Source organism: Pseudomonas sp. sp1636 (genome assembly GCF_030376615.1).
Taxonomy (GTDB): domain Bacteria; phylum Pseudomonadota; class Gammaproteobacteria; order Pseudomonadales; family Pseudomonadaceae; genus Aquipseudomonas.
In genome coordinates this window covers 63,667-85,222 of the sequence record NZ_JARRAB010000021.1, presented here as the reverse complement: position 1 = coordinate 85,222, position 21,556 = coordinate 63,667, and the positions used below count along the sequence as shown (strand labels likewise).

23 protein-coding genes and 2 pseudogenes are annotated in these 21,556 nt (G+C 56.6%); 18 read left to right on the top strand and 7 right to left on the bottom strand.

Annotated elements, in window-relative coordinates; all coding sequences use genetic code 11:
* Nucleotides 1-44: 44 nt before the first annotated feature.
* From P8H27_RS18365 to P8H27_RS18330, 8 genes and pseudogenes are all read left to right on the top strand, one after another.
* Nucleotides 45-572 carry a PAAR domain-containing protein gene (locus tag P8H27_RS18365; protein ID WP_079204458.1) on the top strand — a complete coding sequence of 176 codons (528 nt, stop codon included), beginning with the start codon at nucleotides 45-47 and terminating at the stop codon, nucleotides 570-572.
* Nucleotides 573-583: 11 nt separating this feature from the next.
* Nucleotides 584-1,615: a hypothetical protein gene (locus tag P8H27_RS18360; RefSeq protein WP_289639119.1), complete on the top strand. Its 1,032-nt coding sequence runs from the start codon at nucleotides 584-586 to the stop codon at nucleotides 1,613-1,615.
* A gap of 5 nt (nucleotides 1,616-1,620) precedes the next feature.
* Nucleotides 1,621-2,205 carry a hypothetical protein gene (locus tag P8H27_RS18355; RefSeq protein ID WP_289639118.1) on the top strand — a complete coding sequence of 195 codons (585 nt, stop codon included), beginning with the start codon at nucleotides 1,621-1,623 and terminating at the stop codon, nucleotides 2,203-2,205.
* Nucleotides 2,206-2,232: 27 nt separating this feature from the next.
* On the top strand, nucleotides 2,233-2,628 hold the full coding sequence (locus tag P8H27_RS18350) for a putative Ig domain-containing protein (RefSeq protein WP_289639116.1): 396 nt from the start codon (nucleotides 2,233-2,235) through the stop codon (nucleotides 2,626-2,628).
* A gap of 111 nt (nucleotides 2,629-2,739) precedes the next feature.
* The gene (locus tag P8H27_RS18345; RefSeq protein WP_289639115.1) at nucleotides 2,740-3,387 is read left to right on the top strand and encodes a CHAP domain-containing protein; all 648 of its coding nucleotides are present in this window, start codon (nucleotides 2,740-2,742) and stop codon (nucleotides 3,385-3,387) included.
* Between the two features lie 68 nt (nucleotides 3,388-3,455).
* Nucleotides 3,456-3,653 (top strand): annotated as a pseudogene (locus P8H27_RS18340) (hypothetical protein); the annotation flags it as partial.
* Nucleotides 3,654-3,661: 8 nt separating this feature from the next.
* Nucleotides 3,662-4,036 carry a hypothetical protein gene (locus P8H27_RS18335; RefSeq protein WP_289639114.1) on the top strand — a complete coding sequence of 125 codons (375 nt, stop codon included), beginning with the start codon at nucleotides 3,662-3,664 and terminating at the stop codon, nucleotides 4,034-4,036.
* Nucleotides 4,037-4,188: 152 nt separating this feature from the next.
* A complete protein-coding gene (locus P8H27_RS18330; RefSeq protein ID WP_289639112.1) occupies nucleotides 4,189-4,521 on the top strand; it encodes a putative Ig domain-containing protein in 333 nt (110 codons plus the stop codon).
* 18 nt (nucleotides 4,522-4,539) lie between these two features.
* Here the strand turns inward: P8H27_RS18330 and P8H27_RS18325 are convergent, their stop codons facing one another.
* Nucleotides 4,540-5,277 (bottom strand): metallophosphoesterase, encoded by a 738-nt coding sequence (locus P8H27_RS18325; RefSeq protein WP_289639111.1) that lies wholly within the window; start codon nucleotides 5,275-5,277, stop codon nucleotides 4,540-4,542.
* Between the two features lie 389 nt (nucleotides 5,278-5,666).
* On the opposite strand from P8H27_RS18325, the gene P8H27_RS18320 reads away from it, so the two are divergent.
* From P8H27_RS18320 to P8H27_RS18295, 6 genes and pseudogenes are all read left to right on the top strand, one after another.
* The gene (locus P8H27_RS18320) at nucleotides 5,667-6,134 is read left to right on the top strand and encodes a helix-turn-helix domain-containing protein (protein ID WP_289639110.1); all 468 of its coding nucleotides are present in this window, start codon (nucleotides 5,667-5,669) and stop codon (nucleotides 6,132-6,134) included.
* Nucleotides 6,131-6,706, top strand: a pseudogene (locus P8H27_RS18315) (PIN domain-containing protein). The gene P8H27_RS18320 and the pseudogene P8H27_RS18315 overlap by 4 nt, the downstream one beginning before the upstream one ends.
* 150 nt (nucleotides 6,707-6,856) lie before the next feature.
* Nucleotides 6,857-7,627, top strand: a complete 771-nt coding sequence (locus tag P8H27_RS18310) for a nuclease-related domain-containing protein (protein WP_289639109.1) — start codon at nucleotides 6,857-6,859, stop codon at nucleotides 7,625-7,627.
* A gap of 38 nt (nucleotides 7,628-7,665) precedes the next feature.
* Nucleotides 7,666-8,586: a restriction endonuclease gene (locus tag P8H27_RS18305; protein WP_289639108.1), complete on the top strand. Its 921-nt coding sequence runs from the start codon at nucleotides 7,666-7,668 to the stop codon at nucleotides 8,584-8,586.
* 66 nt (nucleotides 8,587-8,652) lie between these two features.
* Nucleotides 8,653-10,767 carry an ATP-dependent endonuclease gene (locus tag P8H27_RS18300; RefSeq protein ID WP_289639107.1) on the top strand — a complete coding sequence of 705 codons (2,115 nt, stop codon included), beginning with the start codon at nucleotides 8,653-8,655 and terminating at the stop codon, nucleotides 10,765-10,767.
* The gene (locus P8H27_RS18295; RefSeq protein ID WP_289639106.1) at nucleotides 10,752-12,671 is read left to right on the top strand and encodes an ATP-dependent helicase; all 1,920 of its coding nucleotides are present in this window, start codon (nucleotides 10,752-10,754) and stop codon (nucleotides 12,669-12,671) included. The genes P8H27_RS18300 and P8H27_RS18295 overlap by 16 nt, the downstream gene beginning before the upstream one ends.
* A gap of 438 nt (nucleotides 12,672-13,109) precedes the next feature.
* Here the strand turns inward: P8H27_RS18295 and P8H27_RS18290 are convergent, their stop codons facing one another.
* The 5 genes from P8H27_RS18290 to P8H27_RS18270 all read right to left on the bottom strand — a co-directional run bounded on the left by P8H27_RS18290 (nucleotide 13,110) and on the right by P8H27_RS18270 (nucleotide 17,398).
* The gene (locus tag P8H27_RS18290) at nucleotides 13,110-13,397 is read right to left on the bottom strand and encodes a hypothetical protein (RefSeq protein ID WP_289639105.1); all 288 of its coding nucleotides are present in this window, start codon (nucleotides 13,395-13,397) and stop codon (nucleotides 13,110-13,112) included.
* A 36-nt stretch (nucleotides 13,398-13,433) separates the two neighbouring features.
* Nucleotides 13,434-14,630 carry a type II toxin-antitoxin system HipA family toxin gene (locus P8H27_RS18285; protein WP_289639104.1) on the bottom strand — a complete coding sequence of 399 codons (1,197 nt, stop codon included), beginning with the start codon at nucleotides 14,628-14,630 and terminating at the stop codon, nucleotides 13,434-13,436.
* Nucleotides 14,630-14,881, bottom strand: coding sequence for a helix-turn-helix transcriptional regulator (locus P8H27_RS18280; protein ID WP_289639103.1), 252 nt, complete (start codon nucleotides 14,879-14,881; stop codon nucleotides 14,630-14,632). The genes P8H27_RS18285 and P8H27_RS18280 overlap by 1 nt, the downstream gene beginning before the upstream one ends.
* A 429-nt stretch (nucleotides 14,882-15,310) precedes the next feature.
* A complete protein-coding gene (speB, locus tag P8H27_RS18275) occupies nucleotides 15,311-16,270 on the bottom strand; it encodes an agmatinase (protein WP_289639102.1) in 960 nt (319 codons plus the stop codon).
* 54 nt (nucleotides 16,271-16,324) lie between these two features.
* The gene (locus P8H27_RS18270) at nucleotides 16,325-17,398 is read right to left on the bottom strand and encodes an extracellular solute-binding protein (protein ID WP_289639101.1); all 1,074 of its coding nucleotides are present in this window, start codon (nucleotides 17,396-17,398) and stop codon (nucleotides 16,325-16,327) included.
* Between the two features lie 192 nt (nucleotides 17,399-17,590).
* On the opposite strand from P8H27_RS18270, the gene P8H27_RS18265 reads away from it, so the two are divergent.
* The gene (locus P8H27_RS18265; RefSeq protein WP_289639100.1) at nucleotides 17,591-18,499 is read left to right on the top strand and encodes a LysR family transcriptional regulator; all 909 of its coding nucleotides are present in this window, start codon (nucleotides 17,591-17,593) and stop codon (nucleotides 18,497-18,499) included.
* Between the two features lie 178 nt (nucleotides 18,500-18,677).
* Nucleotides 18,678-19,238: an NADPH-dependent FMN reductase gene (locus P8H27_RS18260; protein ID WP_289639099.1), complete on the top strand. Its 561-nt coding sequence runs from the start codon at nucleotides 18,678-18,680 to the stop codon at nucleotides 19,236-19,238.
* A gap of 39 nt (nucleotides 19,239-19,277) precedes the next feature.
* On the opposite strand, the gene P8H27_RS18255 is transcribed toward P8H27_RS18260, so the two are convergent.
* Nucleotides 19,278-19,763 (bottom strand): GyrI-like domain-containing protein, encoded by a 486-nt coding sequence (locus P8H27_RS18255; protein ID WP_289639098.1) that lies wholly within the window; start codon nucleotides 19,761-19,763, stop codon nucleotides 19,278-19,280.
* A 311-nt stretch (nucleotides 19,764-20,074) separates the two neighbouring features.
* On the opposite strand from P8H27_RS18255, the gene P8H27_RS18250 reads away from it, so the two are divergent.
* Nucleotides 20,075-20,665 (top strand): TetR/AcrR family transcriptional regulator, encoded by a 591-nt coding sequence (locus P8H27_RS18250; RefSeq protein ID WP_289639097.1) that lies wholly within the window; start codon nucleotides 20,075-20,077, stop codon nucleotides 20,663-20,665.
* A complete protein-coding gene (locus P8H27_RS18245) occupies nucleotides 20,662-21,546 on the top strand; it encodes an alpha/beta fold hydrolase (RefSeq protein WP_289639096.1) in 885 nt (294 codons plus the stop codon). Before P8H27_RS18250 ends, P8H27_RS18245 begins: the two co-directional genes overlap by 4 nt.
* Nucleotides 21,547-21,556 lie beyond the last annotated feature (10 nt).

Genomic DNA, 21,556 nt, shown 5'->3' with positions numbered 1-21,556 from the left:
ATGAAGCTCAGAATGCCTGATCACTTGGCACAAGGACGACAGCCATGGCAAAACCAGCCTCCCGCCTCAGCGATTTAAATGCTTGCCCCATTCCTGGGCATGGCACCAACCCGACCACCAGTGGTTCGCCGGATGTACTGATCAACAACCTACCCACCCTGCGGGTCGGTGATAGTACGGCCTGTGGCGATGCGGTCACCGAAGGTATAGGCAGCATCCTGGTCAATGGAAAACCCATTGCGTTTCTTGGTAGTGCCACCGCTCATGGCGGGATCATCATCACCGGTTCAGGAGACGTACTGGTTGGTACTCAATCGGGCAGCGCGCCGTTCAGCGCACCAGAGATCCTGCCCAGGCACAGCGAGCAGTACCAGCTGATAGACAGCAATAGCGGCCAGCCTGTCGAGGACGCGCTGTACTGCGTGGAGTGCGGCGATGGCCAGCGCTTTGTCGGTTACACCAATGCCTACGGCAATACCGAGCGGGTATTCACCAAAGCCCCACAATCCGTGGTCGTTCGCTGGGGCCGGGATGCGGCCAACCACCTCAAGCAACAGGGCATTAGCTTCTAAGGACAGATGCAATGACAGCGCCTCACCAGGGTAAGACCAGCTCCCAGCACGCTATTCAACAGATCCCTGTTTCGCTACAGCGCGACTTCATTACCGTAGTCGGCGCCTCGCATATGGGCCTGATGGAAAAGCTGCGTGGGCAGAAAGGCAACAAGATGCGTTTTATCAACCAAGGCATCCGGCAAGTTCGCCTCTACCCGCCGGCAAGCGCCAACGATGCCACCCAGCGTATTTTTCTGATTTTCACCGAAGACTACGAACGCCCCCTGCTCGACGCCGTGAAGGACGTGGTCGAAACCCGCTATGGCGCCAAGTACCGTGAACTGGATTCCATCGCCCAACTACTCGACTTTATCAACCTGCGCATCAGCAAGAAGCGCGAGATCAAGCAGCTCGACTTTTTCTCCCACGGCCTGGTCGGCACAATCGAGTTTGGTTATGAGCTGGATAAGGCAGACAGTTACCGCATGCGCGATGCCCAAGCCCTGATGCTCAAGCCTGAAGCGTTCGACCTGAGTGCCAAGATTCACTCCTACGCCTGCCGTACCGGTCTTGGTATTCATGCAGACGTACACGTCAGCGAAGGTGAAGATCCGCTGTACGAGCAAAGTCTGGCGCAGTTGATCGCCAACACCGCTCAAACTGCTGTGTGGGCATTTCCACGGCGCAGCAATTATGACCAGACCTATGGCAATTCGACTGATCGCGCAGGACTAGCAGGGGCGCAGCAAAGAGTTCGGGCGGACAAGCTTGCCATGGATCGTTATGAGTTACAGCGCAGCAACTATCAAAAGCGCCTAGCAGCGCATCGACAGGCCAGCAAAGACGCTACCGCCATATTGCCCAACGAGTCTGCGCCAAGACAACCTGGAAAATCGGCCAGTACAGAAGATGAGGCACTCGCGCTCCACGCGAAAAGCCGTGACACGAACGATCAAACAATTGGCTATCCGCTCGACGCAGAAGGCGCGGTTCGCCCAGTTCGCGCCGGTGACTCGCCCACTGGGGTGCCGGCCACCCTGCGGGAATACAAGCCACTATGAGGCGCTTGAACAAGCTGCTGCTATGCAGCATTGCCCTGGCCGCTAGCTTGGCGACCGGACTTTATCTGAATGCCAAGGAAAGCCAGATGCCTAAAAAAATCATGATGTATTACGGCGGTTTCGAGAACGAAGAAATGTTCGATGCAAGCCGCTGGTTTGTCGGCGGCATGTACAAACCACGCAACATTGAGGCCGATGGTGGGGCCAGCAATGTCACCATACTGCGCAGCAAGCCATTGCCTTTCACAGCGACTCAAAATGCTGAGCTGCCTCTTATAGCCAGTAGTGAACTGCGCGATGAATACCCTGAGCTGGATAGATCAACGTTAATCGACACCCCTCCAGATCTTAGCCAACGTGTTCGTTATGCCTATAGCGCATTCGCCGAACCCAACAAGCCCGAGGACTACTACTACCTCTACCTAGAGCTGGACGGTCGGAAGTTTGCCATCCGATTCGCTCGCGATGCGCTGACTGGCAATGGCCTAACCGGAAAAGACGCCAAGGAAATCAGCGGCGACTACGCCTCGCAAGCCGAGCATCGAAAAGTCTTTGCCGAAATAGAAGAACTCGAGCGCAAATCTCGCTAACAGCCCTCCGCAAAGAACAATTCAACCATGCTGCGAAAGACGCTGCTCACTCTCTGTATGGCCATTCCGCTAACAGGCTGTGAAGTCCTCATGCTCGGTAATGTCGTGGTCGGCTGCGCGCTAAGGCCTGCGCCGGAACTTCTGCCCAATGAGCTTCCTGCTGCAGTCGTGGGAGTCCCCTATCGCATCCGTATAGATGTGATCAACGCCAGTACCCCTATGAGCCAGTTGCTGGTAGCTCCAGGCAAGCCACTGCCCAATGGCTTGGAGTTAGCCCACACCGAAAGAGACAAGCATGGCGAAATCCGAGGGACTCCAACCGAGGCCGGACGCTACAACCTACTGGTCTATGGCAGTACCTATGGCACTCAATGCGCGGGGCAGGATGTGGAAAAGCTCTACACGCTCCAGGTCACTGAATAACCGGCACTCAACAGAAGATGGCCCAAACCTGGGGCATTGGCGCTCCATGCCGTACTGACGATCCAGACCAAAGAGCTACAGCACCGCTCTCCAATTGATAAAGACCTCACGATGAACAAACGCCGAATCGCCCTGCTCGCTAGCTGTGTGCTGCTGCCTTTTATCGCTCTGGCGACTTATGCAGCCGTTACCCGTATCAACCCCAACAGCCAGCATGCCGTGGGCGAACAACTCGATGAGCTAAATGGCGTGGCGATCTACTACAACGGCGGGGTCAATACGGTGCAGGGCCGTAACCTGAGCCAGGATGGTTACAACCTGGGCCTGCGCTATCAGTGCGTGGAGTTCGTCAAACGCTACTACTTCGAGCGGCATGGCCACCGCATGCCCGACACCTATGGGCACGCCAAAGACTTCTTCGACCCAACCCTCAGCGACGGCAGTTTGAACGCCAAACGGGCGATGCTGCAGTTCCGCAACGGCAGCGCCGAGCAACCGCAAGCAGAAGACTTGCTGGTATTCGCCCCCTCGCTGCTCAACCGCTACGGTCACGTTGCGATTATTGCCAGCGTTGGCACCGACACCCTGCAGATCGCCCAACAAAACCCCGGCCCCTTTGGCAGCTCCAGAGAAGACCTAGGGCTTACCCAACGAGAAGGTCACTGGTATATCGAGCAGGCACGGGCACTGGGCTGGCTGAGGCTGCAGCCAGCTGACGAACTGTCTGTACCTGAGCAGAACTACATCCAGAAGCCATAAATAGCGCCCCTCGCATAACCTGGGGCAATGCGGAGTGTAGTGGTCTACTGATTCCGGACACCGATTTAGGCGAAAAGGAGACTGCGCGCCAAGGCATGATCATCGGTGGCGGTGCCGCAGGCGGCCTTCTCGCTGGTCTTGGCGTCTCGCTCATCTGTGGCCCCGGCGCACCGTTCTGCGCCATCGCCGTGGTGCTAGCGGGTGGAGCAGTGGGCGGGATCGCAGCAGACGCCCTGGATGACGAACTTGAGGAGTTTTCCAAGTGAGAAGTGTTTTGACGCGCGATGAGCGCACTCGATTGTGGTCGGCGCTATCGGATGCCTTCGTCGACAACGAAGTCGACTACAACGCCATCGCTCGGCAGTTGGCGGGATTTGACCGCTCCACGATAAAGCTGGTGTTCTTCGAGGAGGTGGCTCCCGTTTGCTATTCCAACCTGCAGGCCCCCATCCCACCGATCTGGACAGCATTCGAGAGCAGCTGGCTCACCGAGACTATCGAGAGCACTCAGGAAGCCCGCAGCACCTCTACCTTTCGCCGCCTGCGCGATCGGGCCTTCATGGTCTACCTTCGTTATCGACTCAAGAACGAGTGGCTGAACATCGAGCGCGAGCTAGATCGCCAGGACGCGGCCGACGCTGGCAGATGAGCAGCTGCCACAGATCGATTGAGCAACTGGGTTCCATCCCGTTAGCACGGACACTTTCGAGTAAGCCCGCCGCAAAGAACAATCCAACTATGCTGCGAAAGACGCTGCTCACCCTCTGTATGGCCACGTCGCTAACAGGCTGTGAAGTCCTCATGCTTGGCAATGTTCTTGTCGGCTGTGGTATGCAGCCTAAGCCAGTACTTCTCCCAGAGAGCCTGCCAATAGCCGTTGTCGGCCAGCCCTATAGCGTGAAGCTCGACGTGCTCAATACCTCTACGCCCATCCATGGCATCTACGTGAGTGATAGCTTCACCCTGCCTGAAGGGCTCTGGGTCGAGCACCAAGACCGTGACCCGCATGGGCTCATCACCGGTACGCCACTTAAAGCGGGTACTTATGAAGTGCACATGTCCGCTGGCACTTATGGCACTCAATGCACCGGGCTTAGAGCAAGCCGCGTCTATAGGCTCGAAGTAACTGAATGACTGGTACGCAACCGTTGGCTAGAGATCGATGATCAAATCCGGGCGAAAGCCCGTCTTCTCTCCCGGATACCCCCTCGGATTGCAAACCACACGGGTGCCCGCCACGTCATAGTCGACAGCCGTATGCGAATGCCCATGCAGCCACAGCGCCATCCGCTCTCCGCCCATCAGCTCTTCCCAGCGATTGGCATAGGCGGCATCCAGGTGAGTGCCGGCATGCGGGCTGCCCTGAAGAGAACGTAGCGTTGGGGCGTGATGAGTGATCACCACTGTTGGGCCATCAAATGACTCCGACAATTTCATGCGCAGCCAGTCTTTCGTCTGTACTGACTGAGCAACCAAATCAGCGGGCCGGATGCGTCTGTAGTTTTCGGTGCGGATCTGCCGAAAGTCGTTCATCGCATTCTGGGCGCTCAGGGACGCCATCGGCGGGTTACCGGTAGCGGCGAAATCCGTCCACATGGTCGCTCCCAGAAACCGCACACCGGCCAGGATCACCTCATCTCGATCCAATACCCGAACGCGGTCATCCTGCCCCGCCCTTAGTTTCTGCAGGGTGTGCGTCAGGTGCCCTCCGTAAAACTCGTGGTTGCCAGGGACGTACAGCACCGGCCTCGAGAAGGACTGTCTGGCCCACTCAACAGCGCGCGCCTTGACATCGATGTCGCCCGCCAGAATGACCACATCACAGCCCAGGGGCTCTGGAGCAAATGGACTGAACTCATTATGCAGGTCGGACAGCAGGTGAATACGCATCGTCATTTCTCAGTAGTGTTACTTCGCTGGGCCGTGTTGCTCGCCTGTTTTGCCTTGCTTGGTTCTAGCTCGCAAGCCTCGTAAAGGCTCTGAATTGTGTTGCATTGACAGGCGGGCTGTCCGGCCAGCTAACCGTCCTCAGTCCATGGACAGTGGACGAACCGCTCCCAGCATGTCACCTGCCTTGATGTCAGAAGAACCAAATTTCCTCGAAGGCTCACACCACATCAACGATTTTGGTGGTGGCGAAACCCACTCAAAGGGAGCCACCTTTCTCCGCCAAGCCGTTTCGTTTATTGCGATTTTCGTTTATTTCGAATATAAGGTTAACTGTGGATGCCAAGCAGCAACCACGACGACAATTGAATACACCGTTTTTGGAGACAGCCATGACCACCGCCGACCTCACTCGCACCGTTCTTCCCGGCGAGAAAGAAATCGCTGCGGCTGTGGAGTCAAGCCGCCAGTTAGCTGCATTCCTAACCACCAAGCTTGAGACCCAGCGCATTGAGTTAATCGACGAAACGCAACAGCGCGAAGTCGTCGAGCTGCCTACGTTCGCCCTGCGCTTGCTCGGCGAAATCCTGAGCGAACTCGCCCTTGGTAATGCCGTCAGGGTCGTCCCTATTCATGCCGAACTGACGACCCAGGAAGGTGCGGATATGCTCAACGTTTCGCGGCCTCACCTAGTGAAACTGTTGGATCAAGGTGCGTTGCCACACACTAAAACCGGCCGGCATCGCAGGATCAAATTCGCTGACCTGATGGCTTACAAGGAACAGCGTGATCAAGCGAGCCGCGCCGCCATGGATGAACTCGCGGCACAAGCCCAGGAGCTAGGGATGGGGTACGAATGAGGCATTCACCGTTCACCGCTTTCTATGATGCGAATGTTCTCTACCCCGCACCGCTGCGCGATTTTTTGATGCACCTGGCACTGACCGGCGTATACCGAGCACGCTGGTCGGCCCAGGTTCATGACGAGTAGAAACGCAATCTTCTGATCAATCGTCCGGAGCTAACCGTCGAACAATTGGACAGAACGTCCTCGTTGATGGATAGGGCTGTGCCGGATGCCCTGGTGCTTGACTACGCCCCCCTAATTGAGGGGCTGAATCGCCCTGACGCGGATGATCGCCACGTACTCGCAGCGGCAATTAAGTGCAATGCCTCGGTGATCGTGACGTTCAACCTCAAGGACTTCCCCAAAGACGTCCTCGATACGTTTGATATTGAACCTGTGCACCCTGATGACTTTATCGCCGACCTTTGGGATCTCGACAAAGCAGCTGTTCTCGAAGCGGCGCAACGGCAGCGAGCATCGCTGAAGAACCCACCTCACAGTGCGCGGCAATACCTCGACAAGCTACTGCAGCAGAAGCTCCCCGAAACCGTAAAACTACTCACCGCATTTGAATTCCTGATCTAACAGACACTGCCGAAGTAGACAGCGTTTTACGAGACGCGGCGGAACCATATCGGAATGCAGCCTGCCCCAAAAACGCCATCGAATTCTTTCGTCCAGTTACGTCTACTTTCGGTACTATCCGGTTAACTCAGGATTGCTGAAGGTTAAGAAATGGACTTCACCCCTATCATCGCGCAGCTCTCGGGCATGTTGAGCTGGTTTATCCCAGCCGCACTACTGATCGGTCTGCTCAAGTCGCCTTGGGCCAAGGGCCAGATTGGCGAACTCCTGGTACGGCTGTTCGCCCATTGGCAGCTGGATAAACAAACCTACCGCCGCCTGCACAACGTCACCCTGAACACGCCCGACGGCACCACCCAGATCGACCACGTATTCCTCTCGCCCTACGGCGTCTTCGTGCTGGAAACGAAGAACATGAGCGGCTGGATATTCGGCAGCGAGAGGCAGGCGCAGTGGACGCAGAAGCTCTACAAACGCACCTTCAAATTCCAGAGCCCACTGCGGCAGAACTACAAGCACCTCAAAGCTCTGGAAGCCACCCTTGGCGTTAATCCCGAGCACCTGCACTCGGTCATCACCTTTGTCGGCAGCAGCACCTTTAAAACCGAAGTGCCGGCCAACGTGACTCAGGGCATCGGCTTTATCCGCTATATCCAGTCATTCCAGCAGGCGGTATTTAGCGCGGCTGAAGTAGACGCCATGCTGCACGCCCTGCAAACCGGCCGCCGCGCCCCCACCCTCGCCACCCACCGCGAGCACGTGCAAAACCTCAAACGCCGTAGCAATCCGACAGCCGAGCGGCAATGTCCGAAATGCGGCAGCGCCCTGGTTATTCGCACCCGTAAAACCGGGGCCACTGTCGGCCAACAATTCTGGGGCTGCTCAACCTTCCCTAAATGCAAAACCATGCAAAACCTTTAGCACGCGGCCCTAACATCAATCCTGCGCCTGGAGTCGCAATGTCCGTCCCTACCTACGACCAGTTTATTGAGCCGATCCTGCGCCACCTGGCCGCCACGCCCGAAGGCGCGACAGCACGTGACGCCCATGAAGCAGCTGCGGATGCTCTGAACCTTTCGGAAGCTCAGCGCCAAGAGCTAATTGCTAGCGGCCAGGCCACGTACAAGAACCGCGTCGGCTGGGCCCATGACCGCCTCAAACGCGCCGGCCTGTCCAGCAGTGCCAAGCGTGGGTATTGGAAGCTGACCGACGCAGGCATTACCTATGCCGCCCAGCACCCCGCCCCTCTGACTGCGGATAAGGTCGAACAGCTCGCCATCGGCTTTATGGACGTGAAACTCAAGAGCCCGAACGACGCCATCCCCCTCGATGGGCAAGAACGGCCTGTACCGGCGCTCAGCTCAGCCACTGTTAGCCCTGACGACCGCCTGGAACAGGCTCTACGTGAGCTACGCGAGGCAACGGCTGCAGACCTACTAGATAACCTTCTGCAAGTCAGCCCCAACCGCTTTGAAGTCATCGTGCTGGATGTGCTGCACAGCCTTGGCTACGGAGCTAGCCGCAACGATCTGCAGCGCGTCGGCGGCAGCGGCGACGGTGGGATCGACGGGGTGATCTCGCTAGACAAGCTCGGCCTGGAGAAGGTCTACGTCCAGGCCAAACGCTGGCAGGGCACGGTTGGCCGACCAGAATTACAGGCTTTCTATGGCGCACTCGCTGGGCAAAAGGCCAAGCGTGGCGTGTTTATCACCACGTCAGGTTTTACCGCCCAGGCCATCGACTTTTCCCGCTCCGTGGAAGGCATGGTGCTGGTTGATGGCAGTCGGCTGGTCAATTTGATGATGGACTACGAGGTCGGAGTAACGTCGCGCCTCCTAAAGTTACCAAAGCTGGATAGCGACTACTTTGACGAAGAATGACTGCAGAAAAAAGTAGAGCAGCCCCTTTCGCTTACAAAAAATTATCCAGAAAATACGGGCCATTAAATGAAAATATCAGCGATTGAAATAAGCAATTTTCGTCTCCTTAGAGATTTCAGGCTTGATCTAGAAAACGACCTATCACTTGTAATTGGCAAAAACAATACAGGAAAGACCTCACTCCTATCAGCGTTAGAAAAATTCGTCTCAGAGAGAAGCAAAATCACTTTTGATGATTTCAACATAGTGCTCAGAGAAAAGCTGAAGTCATTAATTTCTGGCGAAGAACCCATCCCTCAAGAAGACAAGTACACTCCGCTTGGGATGGAGTTAAAATTAATAATCTCATACGACGAGAATGACGACCTAGGCCAAGTCGCCCCTCTTATTATGAGCCTAGACCCAGAAGACAACTTAATAAATCTAGGCTTCGAATACAAACTTCCCCACAAGCAGCTCACCTCACTCTATACAGACTTCCAAGAGAACAAGGATAATTACGACGAAGATGCACTGCTTTATCTTTCTGAAAATCAACAGAAATACTTTGGAAGCATAATCAGGAAAAGCTACTTAAGCTCAGATGAGAAAATATACACTGACCTTACAAAGGAAAAAATTTCTTTAGATGAAGTGATTTCATTTCGAGCCATAAGTGCAAAACGAAATGTAACCAACAAAGATAACGATAAGACCCTCTCAGGACAAACCGCCACAATATACAAAAGAACGGAGGAATCTGACGAACAGAAAGACACGGTTAATTTATTTAAAAAAACCCTGCGCGGGGCAGACAAAAACTTAAGCGCAATTTATCAAAACATGTTTTCTAAACTACTAACCAATGTCGATCGGTTTGGCGGGATATCACTATCTGAAACATCTCTTACAATAGCCTCCACTTTGCAACACAGAGAACTTTTAGACGGCAATACAACTGTTCTATATCGACATGAAACGCACAACCTGCCTGAACACTTCAACGGCCTTGGGTACATGAATCTGATTAGCATGATCTTTGAAATTGATCTGCTAATGACATCATTCAGGAAAGCCATTACAGAACGGCCAGCCGCACTGAATCTTTTGTTCATAGAAGAACCTGAGGCGCACACTCACCCGCAGATGCAGTATGTATTTATAAAAAACATAAAAAACCTCTTAGCGGATGGAGTGAAAAGAGAGGACGGGCTAGTAGTTAACCTTCAGACAATTATAACCACCCACTCATCTCACATCGTTGCCGAATGCGACTTCGATGACATTAAGTATATGAAGAGAGTTAACGGGTGCGCCAAGTGCAAAAACCTGAAAAGCCTGAGAAAAGAATATGAACAAGAAGATGGAAAAGACCAGAACAATCACTTTAAATTTCTAAAACAATATCTAACACTGAATCGTGCCGAGTTGTTTTTTGCTGAAAAAGCAATATTAGTAGAGGGCGATACCGAGCGAATTCTACTGCCGGCCATGATGAAAAAAATTGACCAAGAATCCCCTGCGAAGGACATCGCCCCCATCTTATCTCAAAACATATCAATTATTGAGGTTGGCGCACACTCGCAAGTTTTCGAAAAATTTATTCGCTTCTTAGGAATTAAGTCATTAATTTTAACTGATATAGACTCGGGGCGAACAATTCCTGACACCGACAAGGATGGGAACCCAAAGTTTAACAAGAAAGGCGAAGCAATCTACACATCGAAAAAATGCTCTACGAATGATCCCGATGCCGACCACACATCCAATAACGCGCTATGTTTTTTCCATAAAAAAAACAGGCAAGATTTAGACTATTTTCTGAAGCTAGAAAACAATCTAAAAATCTTCACGCACAACGAAGAAGCATGGGTAGCGAGTGAAGATGGCTATCTTTATACAGCCTACCAGACTGAGGAAAATGGATATCGAGGACGTAGTTTTGAGGATGCCTTCTTCAATATCAATAAAGATTTGCTAGGAGATGATCCAGCAGCCTTCCCCTCTCTCATTGCCAAACATTTCACTCTTTATATTGAAGGAACACACAGTCCCTTCGAGTTTGCAGAAAAAGGCGTTGATAAGAAAACCACACTTGCTATCGATATTTTACTAAACAGCCAAGAGAAAGGGGCATTTAGCTTCTCAAACTGGAAAACACCTGCATATATTCAGGAGGGCCTGGTATGGCTTCGCAGCTAGAAAAAACCTCCTACAGCCAAGAAACACTCAAAATCCTTGAAGCAACATCCCAGAATAAGAACTTTCTTTTAAGCGGCGGTGCTGGCAGCGGTAAAACATACTCACTGATTGAGACCATTAACGGTCTTACGAACCAACAACCGCTGGCGCGCGTAGCCTGTATTACTTATACAAACGCTGCCACAAACGAAATTGAGCACAGAGCCAGCAATGACAACCTACACGTCTCCACTATTCATGACTTTCTATGGTCAAGCATTAAGCACTTCCAGCAAGAGCTGAAAACAACGTTAATCGAGTTGATAAACGATGAAGAGCAAAAGCTATTTAAGGTTCTTACGCCGGAAGGTGAGCCGGAAGTAATTGTGTCAATCGACAACGAAGTTCAATACAAGGACTACCTCAAACTTAGATCGGGAATCATATCTCATGACCAAGTACTGATTTTAGCTCATGCTTTGTTTGCTAAATACCCTAAGCTGTGTCGCATCCTGAATGACAAGTTCAATTTTATTTTGGTAGATGAATATCAAGATACTAACCCCCTTGTAATCGCCATACTTCTACAACACTTATCCCGCACACCAAGACGAAACATCGTAGGTTTTTTTGGTGATGCTATGCAATCGATCTACGATCAGGGTATTGGGAATCTAGATGATTTCAAAGGTGATGGCCGGGATAAAGTCACTGAGATCAAAAAAGAACAGAATAGGAGGAACCCCACATCTGTAATAGAACTAGCGAACAAATTTCGAACCGACGGATTGGCACAAACACCATCTGACGACACTTCGGCCCCAAATATGACCGAAGGCAAGCCTATTGTAGGGTCCGCAAAATTTTTATACTCATCTAACCCCGACGTTCAAGCAGCCAGAGACTACCTAAACTGGGACAAGTCTACCCCCCAAACAAAAGAGCTAAATCTGACTCACAACTTGATCGCTACCAAAGCTGGTTTCCCGGGGCTTATGCGCATCTATGACGCAGACAAAATCCTAGAATATGTCAAACGAATCCGTGACTACATCAAAACCGATGAGCCCGACTATTTAATTGAGGACAAGTCATTCGGGCAGGTTATACATGAAATACAAGCGGGGAAAGAAGGGAAAACACTAGCGAAAGTCACAGCCACACCAGGTCAAGCAGACTATATTTCCGAGCACCCTGATGCCTATCAGACTGCACTCTCTACTCCCTTCAAAACAATATCCTCTATCTATATAGAGAAAGACATGCTGATTGATGATCAGAAAGCCGATCAGAGCATGTTGGGTGGAGGTGGAACGACAAGAGATCACTTGATCAAGCACCTTCACCGAATACAAACATTGATACAACTTTACACACTAGGTAATTTTAACGACTTTCTGCGATCAACTGATTACAAAATCGACTCTCATGCAAAGAAAGTTAAACTTAAGAAAGAAATCGAAGAACTGTCGCAATCGCACGGAAAAACCATCGAAGAAATAATTGGATTAGCTCACACCAAAGGATTAGTCAGAAAAGATGATCGGCTATTAGAGTTCCAGCGCACAAAAGGCTATATATACGACCAAGTCTGCAAAATTCCTTTTAAAGAATTCCGAAACCTTTTTGAGTACATTGACGGCCAAACACCATTTTCAACCCAACATAAAACAAAGGGCCGGGAGTACGACAACGTTCTTGTAGTACTAGATAACGGAAAGTGGAACAAATATAACTTCGAGGCTTTCTTTACTGGAAAGGGCAAGGACACCGTAATAGAGCGGACTAGTAAAATCATCTATGTTTGCTGCACTCGTGCTCGACGAGAGCTGGCCTTCTTTTATCCTCACCCAACACTCGAAATAGTTAACCGGGCTAAACTCTTGTTTGGCGATGACAACGTCATAAATTTAGATCCAACATGATGATTAAAAAACAAGCAAAGCTTGGCCGCGTTACGGTACACCTGCGGTACAGTGCCCAGCTTTTGCAGATTACGCTCAATTACGCTTAAACCCGTCTACAACGCTACTTTCAGCTAACTGTACCTGCGCTAAGCTACGCCCGATTTCACTGGGCTTGCAGCGTTTCTAGGCAACTCATAATCCTTTGGTCCACGGTTCGAGCCCGTGTGGGCCCACCACCTTTAAAGGAGGAATAATCTGGAACAGACCACGGTTTACGCAGAATGAATCGTGGCCTGCCCGGTTGCTCTCATATGCCTACGTGCTGACGGAAGGCACCGAGAGCCTAGGTTTGAGCTCTGCTAAGAACTTCGCGCCTGAACGCCTAACCCCCAACCCAATACCGGCCGGTCGAACCAACCTTCGGCAAAGCCAGCTCAATATCCTGGCATCTCATGCTTACCGTTCTTTGCAGACCTCTAGTTCCGCCTGCGATTTCAGTTCAGTTTCAATACCTAACCGGTATTTACAGTAATCGATCACCAACTCCCGCTCTTCGCCACTCAACTCGTGCAGCTTTTTATTGTCTGCGTCGTTAGCAAATAGGTTCTCGAACTTAACCTGAAAGGTGGGGCTCTTTTTGATGAAGAACACCGTATTCAGCTCCGCATCATCAATAGCCTTGTAGTATCCAACGAACAGAACGGCTGCCAATAATAGCGCAATAAGGATGATTAATTTTTTCATGCTGTTGCGACCTGCATAGAGAAAGTCCTGCGCACGCTAGCCGAAAGTTCTTATAAACGGTTCTGCACACTGCCGGATTGCCGCGATCACATGCGGTGCCCGCTCGCTCAGCTCAGTCGAGCGAGCCAGCACCCGCTCCAGCGCTTGCAACTGCTCACGAATGACCTCTTCCGGCCGGGCCACATCACAGACCCGGGCGAAGTCCAGCAGCCCCTGTCGCGAGGCGAATAACGACTTGTTGCCGACAAGATCCAGCGCCAATACGTCCTCTGCAATGTAGGCCGTGGTGTTGACGATGTCGTAAGCCGGCGCCAGCCGCGCATCGCGCTGGGTCGGGTCGGAATACAGCAGCCCGAAGTTCTTCAGATGGGCGTCGCCGTTACCGACGATGCAGCTCAGGGTCACCATGGCGAAGAGCTGCGCCAGTGAGCTCTGCACCTGCTCGGGCGGACAGAACAGGCGGATGGCCTTGGCGATGGCCGAATAGCTCTTGCTGTATTTTTGCTCCGCAGCCAGCCCCATCAATGCCGCCATGTCTTCGAAACCAATGGGGTTGAGCTGCTCGTCGCGGTCGAAACGGCGCATGACGAACAGCTTGGCGTTGGCGGAAAGGTAGAACTCCGGCACCGCAATCCCCGCCTCCTTGGCCACGGACATGCAGAGGAACTCGTTGATCGCCAGCCCCGGAAACTCATCCCGACCGCTTTTGATGATCAGCTCGGAGGTTTTCGAGGTGAAACGCTGCGGCGCGCAAGCCTGATGCTCTGGCACCAGTACCTTGGGCTGCACACCCGATATTCCGGCGCGCAGGATGTAGCGATCTACCAAACCGACAAAAATGTCTTCCGCGCCATCCCAGGCGAGAATTTCCGCAAGCTTTTCGCCAGGGAACTGCTGACGCCGTAAGAGCGCATCGACCTCCGGCGAGCTCACCGCCACCCGCCCGATAGGCGAACTGCTGCCAGACAGTGCCAGCAGCAACATGGAGTCGACGTTCGCCACCTTGGCCAGGCGATTGCGCAACTGTTCCAGGACGTAGCCTTCCGGCAGGTTCATCTGGAAGATCGGGTGCAGTTCCCGGTGACGGTACTCATCCAGGCGCATGGGCATCAACAAACTGATCGCCGCCTGCAACTGGGCGTCTTCGTGGTAGCGGAACAGATAGTCCCCGGCGCTGGTAAGGATCTTCCCGCTGTCGCCCTCTGGCGTTGCAACCTGCAGCACGGCCGTCATCAGTCGAACACTCCCTGGATTTCGTCCAGCGTGGGCATGGCAGCGGGCACAACCGAGAGCTCGCAGTCGAGGGCTGCCAGCACTCGTGCATAGGCCATCATGCCCACCGAGAGGTCGCCCTTCTCGATGGCGATGACCTTTTGCCGAGTGATGCCAGCCAGGGCAGCGAGCTTGGCCTGGGTCAGCCCGCGATTGAGGCGGCGTTGCCGAAGCTGTTCGCCAAGTCGTGTCGTGATAAGGGAATAGTCCATGTTCTGCATACGTTACAAATTAGATGATATGTAACGTATACCGAACCTAATGGAAAATCAAAGTGGATACTGGCACTCAAGCCTAAAAACGGCCTGCGAGGCTAGCGTCTGAGCTTGGCGCAGTACAAAAAACAGCACGCTGGCGGTACAGCCCCCAGCTTTCACCGTTTTCGCGCAATTACGCTCAACCCCATCTACCACGCTACTTTCAGCTCACTACACCTGCGCCGCTTTCACTGGATTTGCGGCGTTTCCAGGCAATTCATAATCCCTTGGTCGTAGGTTCGAGCCCTACCGGGCCCAGCACCTTTAAAGCCGCACACTGCGCGGTTTTTTGCTGTCTGCGGCGTACCAACAGGCCACAGAATGGGCGTACCTGCACGGGCCGTCCGGCATAGTCGCCAGCACGCCACGGGGCAGCACCTAGGATCAGCGCGCCAGCTTATGCCGCGCCGCGTACAGGCAGATCATCTCCATCGCCAGGGTCGCACCGGCCAGGGCGGTGATTTCGGCGTTGTCGTAGGGCGGCGAGACTTCCACCACGTCCATGCCGACCAGGTTGATGCCGCGCAGGCCACGCAAAATCTCCAGCGCCTGGTGGCTGCTCAGGCCACCGCACACCGGGGTTCCGGTGCCAGGGGCGAAGGCTGGGTCGAGGCAGTCGATGTCGAAGGTCAGGTACACCGGGTGCTCGCCGACCCGCGCGCGAATGCGCTCGGCGATCTGCTCCGGGGTGCTGCGCTGCACCTCGCGGGCGTCGAGCACCTGGAAGCCCATGACGTCATCGTTGGTGGTGCGCAGGCCGATCTGCACCGAACGCGCCGGATCGACCAGGCCCTCGCGGGCGGCGTGGTAGAACATGGTGCCGTGGTCGATGCGCGCGCCCTCTTCGTCCGGCCAAGTGTCGCTGTGCGCGTCGAAGTGGATCAGCGACAGCGCGCCATGCTGCTTGGCATGGGCCTTGAGCAGCGGGTAGCTGATGAAATGATCGCCGCCCAGGGTGAGCATGGCGCAGCCGGCCGCGAGGATCTTGTCGGCATGCGCCTCGATCAGCGCCGGGGTGTCCTGTGGGGTGCCGTGGTCGAAGTAGCAGTCGCCGTAGTCGATGCAGGCCAGCAGGTCGAAGGGGTCGAATTCCCAGGGAAAATGCCGCGCCCAGGCCGACTGCACCGAGGCGGCGCGAATCGCCCGCGGGCCGAAGCGGCTGCCGGGTCGGTTGGTGGTGGCGGTGTCGAACGGCACGCCGCTGACCACCAGATCGACACCGCGTAGGTCACGGCTGTAGCGCCGGCGCATGAAACTGGTGATGCCGGCGTAGGTCGGCTCGGCCGCCGTGCCATACAGGCTGTCGCGGGTCAGCGCCTGGTCGTTTTCGTAGGCTTGATCCATGGTTTACGATCCTCACAACTTGGATAGAAATTCAGCGCCCGCTGCCGGGCGCGCTCAGTACTGGCTACGGAAGGCGGTCCACAAGCGGGTGCGCTGACGCTGTTGCTTGAGGCTCTGGATCTGCTCGGGGAACAACTTGGCGCGTACCGGCGCCGGCGGGTAGATGTCCGGATCGCCGCTGATCGCCTCGTCCAGCAAGGGCGCGGAAGCCGCGTTGGCGTTGGCGAAATACAGCGCGTTGGTCAGTTCGGCGATGGCCTCGGGCTTGAGCATGTAGTCGATAAAGGCGCGGGCGGCCTGCGGGTGCGGCGCATCGACCGGAATCGCCATGGTGTCGAACCAGATCAGCGTGCCCTCCACAGGAATGCGAAACAACACCGCGAACGGCTGCTTGGCCTCGGCGGCGCGGGCGGCGGCCATGCCGGCGTCGCCGGTGTAGGTCAGTGCCAGGCAGATCTCGCCCTTGGCCAGGTCGTCGATATGCCTGGCGCTGCCGATGTAGCGCAGGTTCGGTTGCAACTGGGCGAGCAACTGCTGCGCGGCCGCTAGGTCGGCGGCGGCGTTGCTGTAGGGATCCTTGCCCAGGTAGTTCAGCGCGATCGCAATCACCTCCTGCGGCGAGTCCAATACGGCGATGCCGCAGTCTTTCAGCTGGCTGGCGTACTCCGGCTTGAACAGCAGATCCAGGCTGTTCAGCGCCACGCCCGGCAAGCGTTGCTCCAGCGCCTGCCGGTTTAGCCCTAAGCCGACGGTGCCCCAGGTGTAGGGCACGCCGTAGCGATTGCCGGGGTCGACGCTGGCCAGCTTGGCCAGCAGTTCAGGGTCGAGGTTGCCGGCATTGCTCAACGCGCCGACCGGCTGCACGGCCTTGGCCTGGATCGCCCGGGCCAGGCCACTGGAAGCCGGGAATACGACGTCGTAACCACTGCCGCCGGTGAGCAGCTTGCTGTCGAGCACCTCGGCGCTGTCGAAGGTGTCGTATTTGACCCGGATGCCGGTTTCGCTCTGGAAGCGCTCGAGCGCCTGCGGCGCCACGTAGTCGGCCCAGTTGTAGATGTTCAGCACCTGCTCCTCGGCCTGCAGCGGCAGGGCGCAGGCGAGCAGTAACAAGCTAGTGGCAAGGCGCATGGCGGATTCCTCTCTTCTGACGAGTCGGTTTTCTTGGGTAGGAGCCCGCGTGCTGGCGATCTGCAACAGCTAAGAATCGCCAGCACGCGGGCTCCTACGAAAACCCTGGCATCATCCTGCGCCCGGCATTGCTTTGGATAAATATGAAGTGATCTACTTTGGCATCGACATTCATCAATGTTTGGAGCCGGCATGCTCAGCCAAGTGCGCGACCTCGACCTGCAGCTGTTGCGCTTGTTCACCACCGTGGTGGAGAGCGGCGGCTTCAGTGCCGCCCAGGGCGAACTGGGGATCGGTCAGTCGACCATCAGCACGCAGATGGCCAAGCTGGAAACACGCCTGGGTTTCCGCCTGTGCGAACGCGGCAAAGCCGGTTTCAGCCTGACCCCCAAGGGCGAGCAAGTGCTATTGGCCACGCGCAAACTGTTCGCCGCCCTCGAGGTGTTCAAGGGCGAGGCCCAGGGCATGGCCGACAAGCTACTGGGTACGCTCAGCATCGGTCTCTCCGAAGCCCTGGATGACCAGGTGCTGGCACGGGTCGGCGCGGCCATCGGGCGGTTTCGCCAGCGCAACCAGGCGGTGCAGATCGAGCTGCTCAGCGCCATGCCCGCCGAGCTGGAGCGGCGCTTGCTGCAAGATCAGCTGCAGCTGGCCATCGGCTACTTCTCCGGCACTCAGGCCGCGCTGGATCTGCAGCCGCTGTTCGTGGAGGAACAGGCGCTGTACTGCGCCGCCAGCCACCCGCTGTTCGGCCAAACGGAGGTCAGCCGCGAGCAGCTGCAGGGCGAAGATGGCGTGCACCATCCCTACCGCTTCACCCGAGCCGACGAGCCCTGGCAATCGGCCAACAGCAGCGCGCGCAGCGAACAGGTCGAAGGCACCCTGGCCTTCATTCTCTCCGGGGCGCATATCGGTTACCTGCCCCGGCACATCGCCGCGCCTTGGGAAGCGCGCGGCCAGCTGCGCGCGCTGCTGGCGGAGCGGCTCGACTTCAGCGTGCAATTCCACCTGGCCAGCCACCGCGGTCGCCAGCCGAGCGAAGCGCAACAGGCGTTTGTCGCGGATCTGCTCGGCGCATTTGCGCAATCGCCTGGGCCATGAGCGAAGCCGCCGGTCACGGTAAGGCTGGCCGCCCCGCCGGCATGACAACGGCGGTTGGCAGGATCGTTCGCAGCCTGCTCGGCTATGCGCGACAACCGCCCGGTGCGCGCGGCGGTCTATAGTTTTTAGTTCAAGCCGGTACTGGCTCACCCCTGTCCACAGCGTGCAAGGAGTCATTATGAGCAAGGTCTACCACGTCGCCGTGCTGGTCGGCAGCCTGCGCAAAGCCTCGATCAACCGCAAACTCGCCCTGGCGTTAGCCGAACTGGCGCCGCCCTTACTGAAGCTGGAAATCGTCGAAATCGGCGCGCTGCCGCTGTACAACGAAGATATCGACATCGACCCGCCACCGTCGCCTTACCTCGACTTCCGCGCCAAGGTCAAAGCCGCCGACGCCCTGCTGTTCGTCACCCCGGAATACAACCGCTCGGTGCCGGCGCCGATGAAAAATGCCATCGATGTCGGCTCGCGCCCCTACGGCCAGAGCGTCTTCAGTGGCAAACCCGGCGCGGTGCTGACGGCCTCGCCGGGGGCTGTGGGTGGTTTCGGTGCCAACCACCACTTGCGCCAATCCATGGTATTTCTCGACGTCGCGATGATGCAGCAGCCGGAAGCCTACCTGGGTGGTGCCGGCAGCTTCTTCGAAGAGGCCGGCATGCTCGGCGATGGCATCAAGCCGTTCCTGCAAAAGTTCATCGGCGCCTATGCCGCCTGGGTGGCGCAGCACGTCCCTGGTTGATCCGTCAGCCAGCAAAGCGCCAGGGTGACCAGCCTCCCGTCAGCCATTGAGCGGCACCCAGATTTCCACCTGACCGGTGCCCGCCACGGGGTCAAAATCGCCGCTGTAGCGCTCGAACTCCGGAGCGTCCGCCGCCTCCAGACCGGAGGCCGGCAGCCAGCGCCGGAAGATCGCGGCAAAGGTTTCATGGAGGCTGGAAATATGCCCGCGATGCAGGAACACCGCATAGCGCCGCGCCGGCAGGCGCATGCGCCTGAAGCCGGGCGGCAACTCGTCGAAGCGGCTCACCTGCACCCCGGCAATGTATTCAAAGCTGCCGTCTTCGCCGGGGTTGCAACACAGGCCGAAGGTTTCCCCACCCAACTGCCCTGGCACCCGGCCGATATGCGGCCCGAAGTGCTGCCAGAGCGCGGTAATGTCCTGGCTGCACTCGGCGCTGAAGCGCTCGCCGAACCCGACGATCAGCAGTTCCTCACCGCGCACGAAGCGCGGCTCGGGCAATTCAGGGGTTGTTGTGGGCTGCATGCGCAGGGTCTCCCTCCATTCGATTCCATTAATTCCATTCAAGCTACCGCTCGCCCGCCGCGCCTCGGCGCTGATCGCGGAGCTTACGGGCAAGCGCCAGATGGAAACCGTAGCCGCACCCCGCAGCAGGGGCAAGGCTGGCCATGCCGGGGGCTCTTCCTCCATCGCCGAAGCCAGGAGCAATGCACCGCGGACGAGGCGCGGGATCGCTCTTGCGCCTGCCCCGCCGCCGCGATACGTCGCTATCCATCGGATGAATGCGGTAAAAAATCTCTTGCCATGACTAGACCGACCGGTCTATATAATTCGCCATGACCAAGACCTCGACCCGCGACAACCTGATCGATGCCATGGCCGATGCCCTGCAACGCAAAGGCCTGCACGGCGTCGGCCTGAGTGAACTGCTGGAGACCGCCGGCGCGCCGAAAGGCAGCCTCTACCACCATTTTCCAGGCGGCAAGAGCGAACTGGCCGTGGCCGCCATCGAGCATATCGGCCAGCGTATCGACGGCCTATTCGTCCAGTTGTTCCGCCAGCAGCCAGACCCGCTGCAAGCGCTGCAGCACTGGTTGCAAGGTGCGCTGCAGCAGTTGGAGAGCAGCCAGTTCGAGCGCGGCTGCCCACTGGCCACCGTGGCCCTGGAGAGCGGCCCGGATGATGTGGCGATTCGCCAGGCCCTGGAGCGTAGTTTTGTCCGGGTGCGCCAAACTCTTGCCGAGCAATTGCATCGGTACGGCTACCCACGCGAACAAGCCGACAACCTCGCCGCGCTGTTCGTCGCGCTTTATGAAGGCGGCCTGTTGCAGGCCCGCGTCGCCGGCAGCAGCGAGCCGCTCAAACGCGCGGCCGAGGCCCTGTTCAACCTGACCCGGCAACAGCCCCCCGGAGGAGCACACGCATGACCAGCGACAGCCAGACCATCCTCGGCGAAACCGTGCAACTGCCGGCACTCGACGGTTACCCGCTGATCGCCACCCGGTACCACGCCCCCGCCCCGGTGGCGCAGCTGCTGATCGCCGGAGCCACCGGGGTGCCCCAGGGCTTTTACCGGCGCTTCGCCGAATATGCGGCGCGCCGCGGCTTCAGCACCCTGACCCTGGACTACCGTGGTATCGGCCTGTCGAAACCGGCCAGCCTGCGCGGCTTCGAGATGGACTATCTGGACTGGGCGCACCTCGACCTGGCAGCCGCCGTCGACCAACACCGCCACGCCGAACGGCCACTGTTCATGGTCGGCCATTCATTCGGCGGGCATGCCTTCGGCCTGCTGCCCAACCATGCTCAGGTGCAGGGTTTCTACACCTTCGGCACTGGCGCCGGCTGGCACGGCTGGATGCCCAGGGCCGAGCAGCTACGCGTCCTGGCCATGTGGCGAGTGATCGGCCCGCTGATCACGCGCGCCAAGGGCTACCTGGCCTGGAGCACGCTGAACATGGGCGAAGACCTGCCCCTGGGCGTATACACGCAGTGGAAGCACTGGTGCCGCTTCCCCCGCTATTTCTTCGAAGACCCGCAGCTGCCCGGTCTGGCCGAACGCTTCGCCCAGGTCAACACGCCGATCGTCGCCGCCAACGCCCTCGACGACCTATGGGCGCCACCTCAATCGCGTGACGCGTTTATGGCCGCTTATACCGGCGCGCCCTATCAGGCACGGGATATCGACACGACAACCGGGCTGGGCGCCATCGGTCACATGGGCTACTTCCGCCCCGCCGCCCAGCCACTGTGGGACGAAACGCTGGACTGGTTTAGCCGCCTGCCGAACACCCGTCAGGCAGCCTGAGCCGTTGCCC

What these genes read in the sequence shown, in the direction of transcription:
- P8H27_RS18365 (WP_079204458.1), top strand. Translation starts at nt 45, where the DNA reads ATGGCAAAACCAGCCTCCCGCCTCAGCGATTTAAATGCTTGCCCCATT.
- P8H27_RS18360 (WP_289639119.1), top strand. Translation starts at nt 584, where the DNA reads ATGACAGCGCCTCACCAGGGTAAGACCAGCTCCCAGCACGCTATTCAA.
- P8H27_RS18350 (WP_289639116.1), top strand. Translation starts at nt 2,233, where the DNA reads ATGCTGCGAAAGACGCTGCTCACTCTCTGTATGGCCATTCCGCTAACA.
- P8H27_RS18345 (WP_289639115.1), top strand. Translation starts at nt 2,740, where the DNA reads ATGAACAAACGCCGAATCGCCCTGCTCGCTAGCTGTGTGCTGCTGCCT.
- P8H27_RS18330 (WP_289639112.1), top strand. Translation starts at nt 4,189, where the DNA reads ATGCTTGGCAATGTTCTTGTCGGCTGTGGTATGCAGCCTAAGCCAGTA.
- P8H27_RS18325 (WP_289639111.1), bottom strand. Translation starts at nt 5,277, where the DNA reads ATGCGTATTCACCTGCTGTCCGACCTGCATAATGAGTTCAGTCCATTT.
- P8H27_RS18320 (WP_289639110.1), top strand. Translation starts at nt 5,667, where the DNA reads ATGACCACCGCCGACCTCACTCGCACCGTTCTTCCCGGCGAGAAAGAA.
- P8H27_RS18310 (WP_289639109.1), top strand. Translation starts at nt 6,857, where the DNA reads ATGGACTTCACCCCTATCATCGCGCAGCTCTCGGGCATGTTGAGCTGG.
- P8H27_RS18305 (WP_289639108.1), top strand. Translation starts at nt 7,666, where the DNA reads ATGTCCGTCCCTACCTACGACCAGTTTATTGAGCCGATCCTGCGCCAC.
- P8H27_RS18300 (WP_289639107.1), top strand. Translation starts at nt 8,653, where the DNA reads ATGAAAATATCAGCGATTGAAATAAGCAATTTTCGTCTCCTTAGAGAT.
- P8H27_RS18295 (WP_289639106.1), top strand. Translation starts at nt 10,752, where the DNA reads ATGGCTTCGCAGCTAGAAAAAACCTCCTACAGCCAAGAAACACTCAAA.
- P8H27_RS18290 (WP_289639105.1), bottom strand. Translation starts at nt 13,397, where the DNA reads ATGAAAAAATTAATCATCCTTATTGCGCTATTATTGGCAGCCGTTCTG.
- P8H27_RS18285 (WP_289639104.1), bottom strand. Translation starts at nt 14,630, where the DNA reads ATGACGGCCGTGCTGCAGGTTGCAACGCCAGAGGGCGACAGCGGGAAG.
- P8H27_RS18280 (WP_289639103.1), bottom strand. Translation starts at nt 14,881, where the DNA reads ATGGACTATTCCCTTATCACGACACGACTTGGCGAACAGCTTCGGCAA.
- speB (WP_289639102.1), bottom strand. Translation starts at nt 16,270, where the DNA reads ATGGATCAAGCCTACGAAAACGACCAGGCGCTGACCCGCGACAGCCTG.
- P8H27_RS18270 (WP_289639101.1), bottom strand. Translation starts at nt 17,398, where the DNA reads ATGCGCCTTGCCACTAGCTTGTTACTGCTCGCCTGCGCCCTGCCGCTG.
- P8H27_RS18265 (WP_289639100.1), top strand. Translation starts at nt 17,591, where the DNA reads ATGCTCAGCCAAGTGCGCGACCTCGACCTGCAGCTGTTGCGCTTGTTC.
- P8H27_RS18260 (WP_289639099.1), top strand. Translation starts at nt 18,678, where the DNA reads ATGAGCAAGGTCTACCACGTCGCCGTGCTGGTCGGCAGCCTGCGCAAA.
- P8H27_RS18255 (WP_289639098.1), bottom strand. Translation starts at nt 19,763, where the DNA reads ATGCAGCCCACAACAACCCCTGAATTGCCCGAGCCGCGCTTCGTGCGC.
- P8H27_RS18250 (WP_289639097.1), top strand. Translation starts at nt 20,075, where the DNA reads ATGACCAAGACCTCGACCCGCGACAACCTGATCGATGCCATGGCCGAT.
- P8H27_RS18245 (WP_289639096.1), top strand. Translation starts at nt 20,662, where the DNA reads ATGACCAGCGACAGCCAGACCATCCTCGGCGAAACCGTGCAACTGCCG.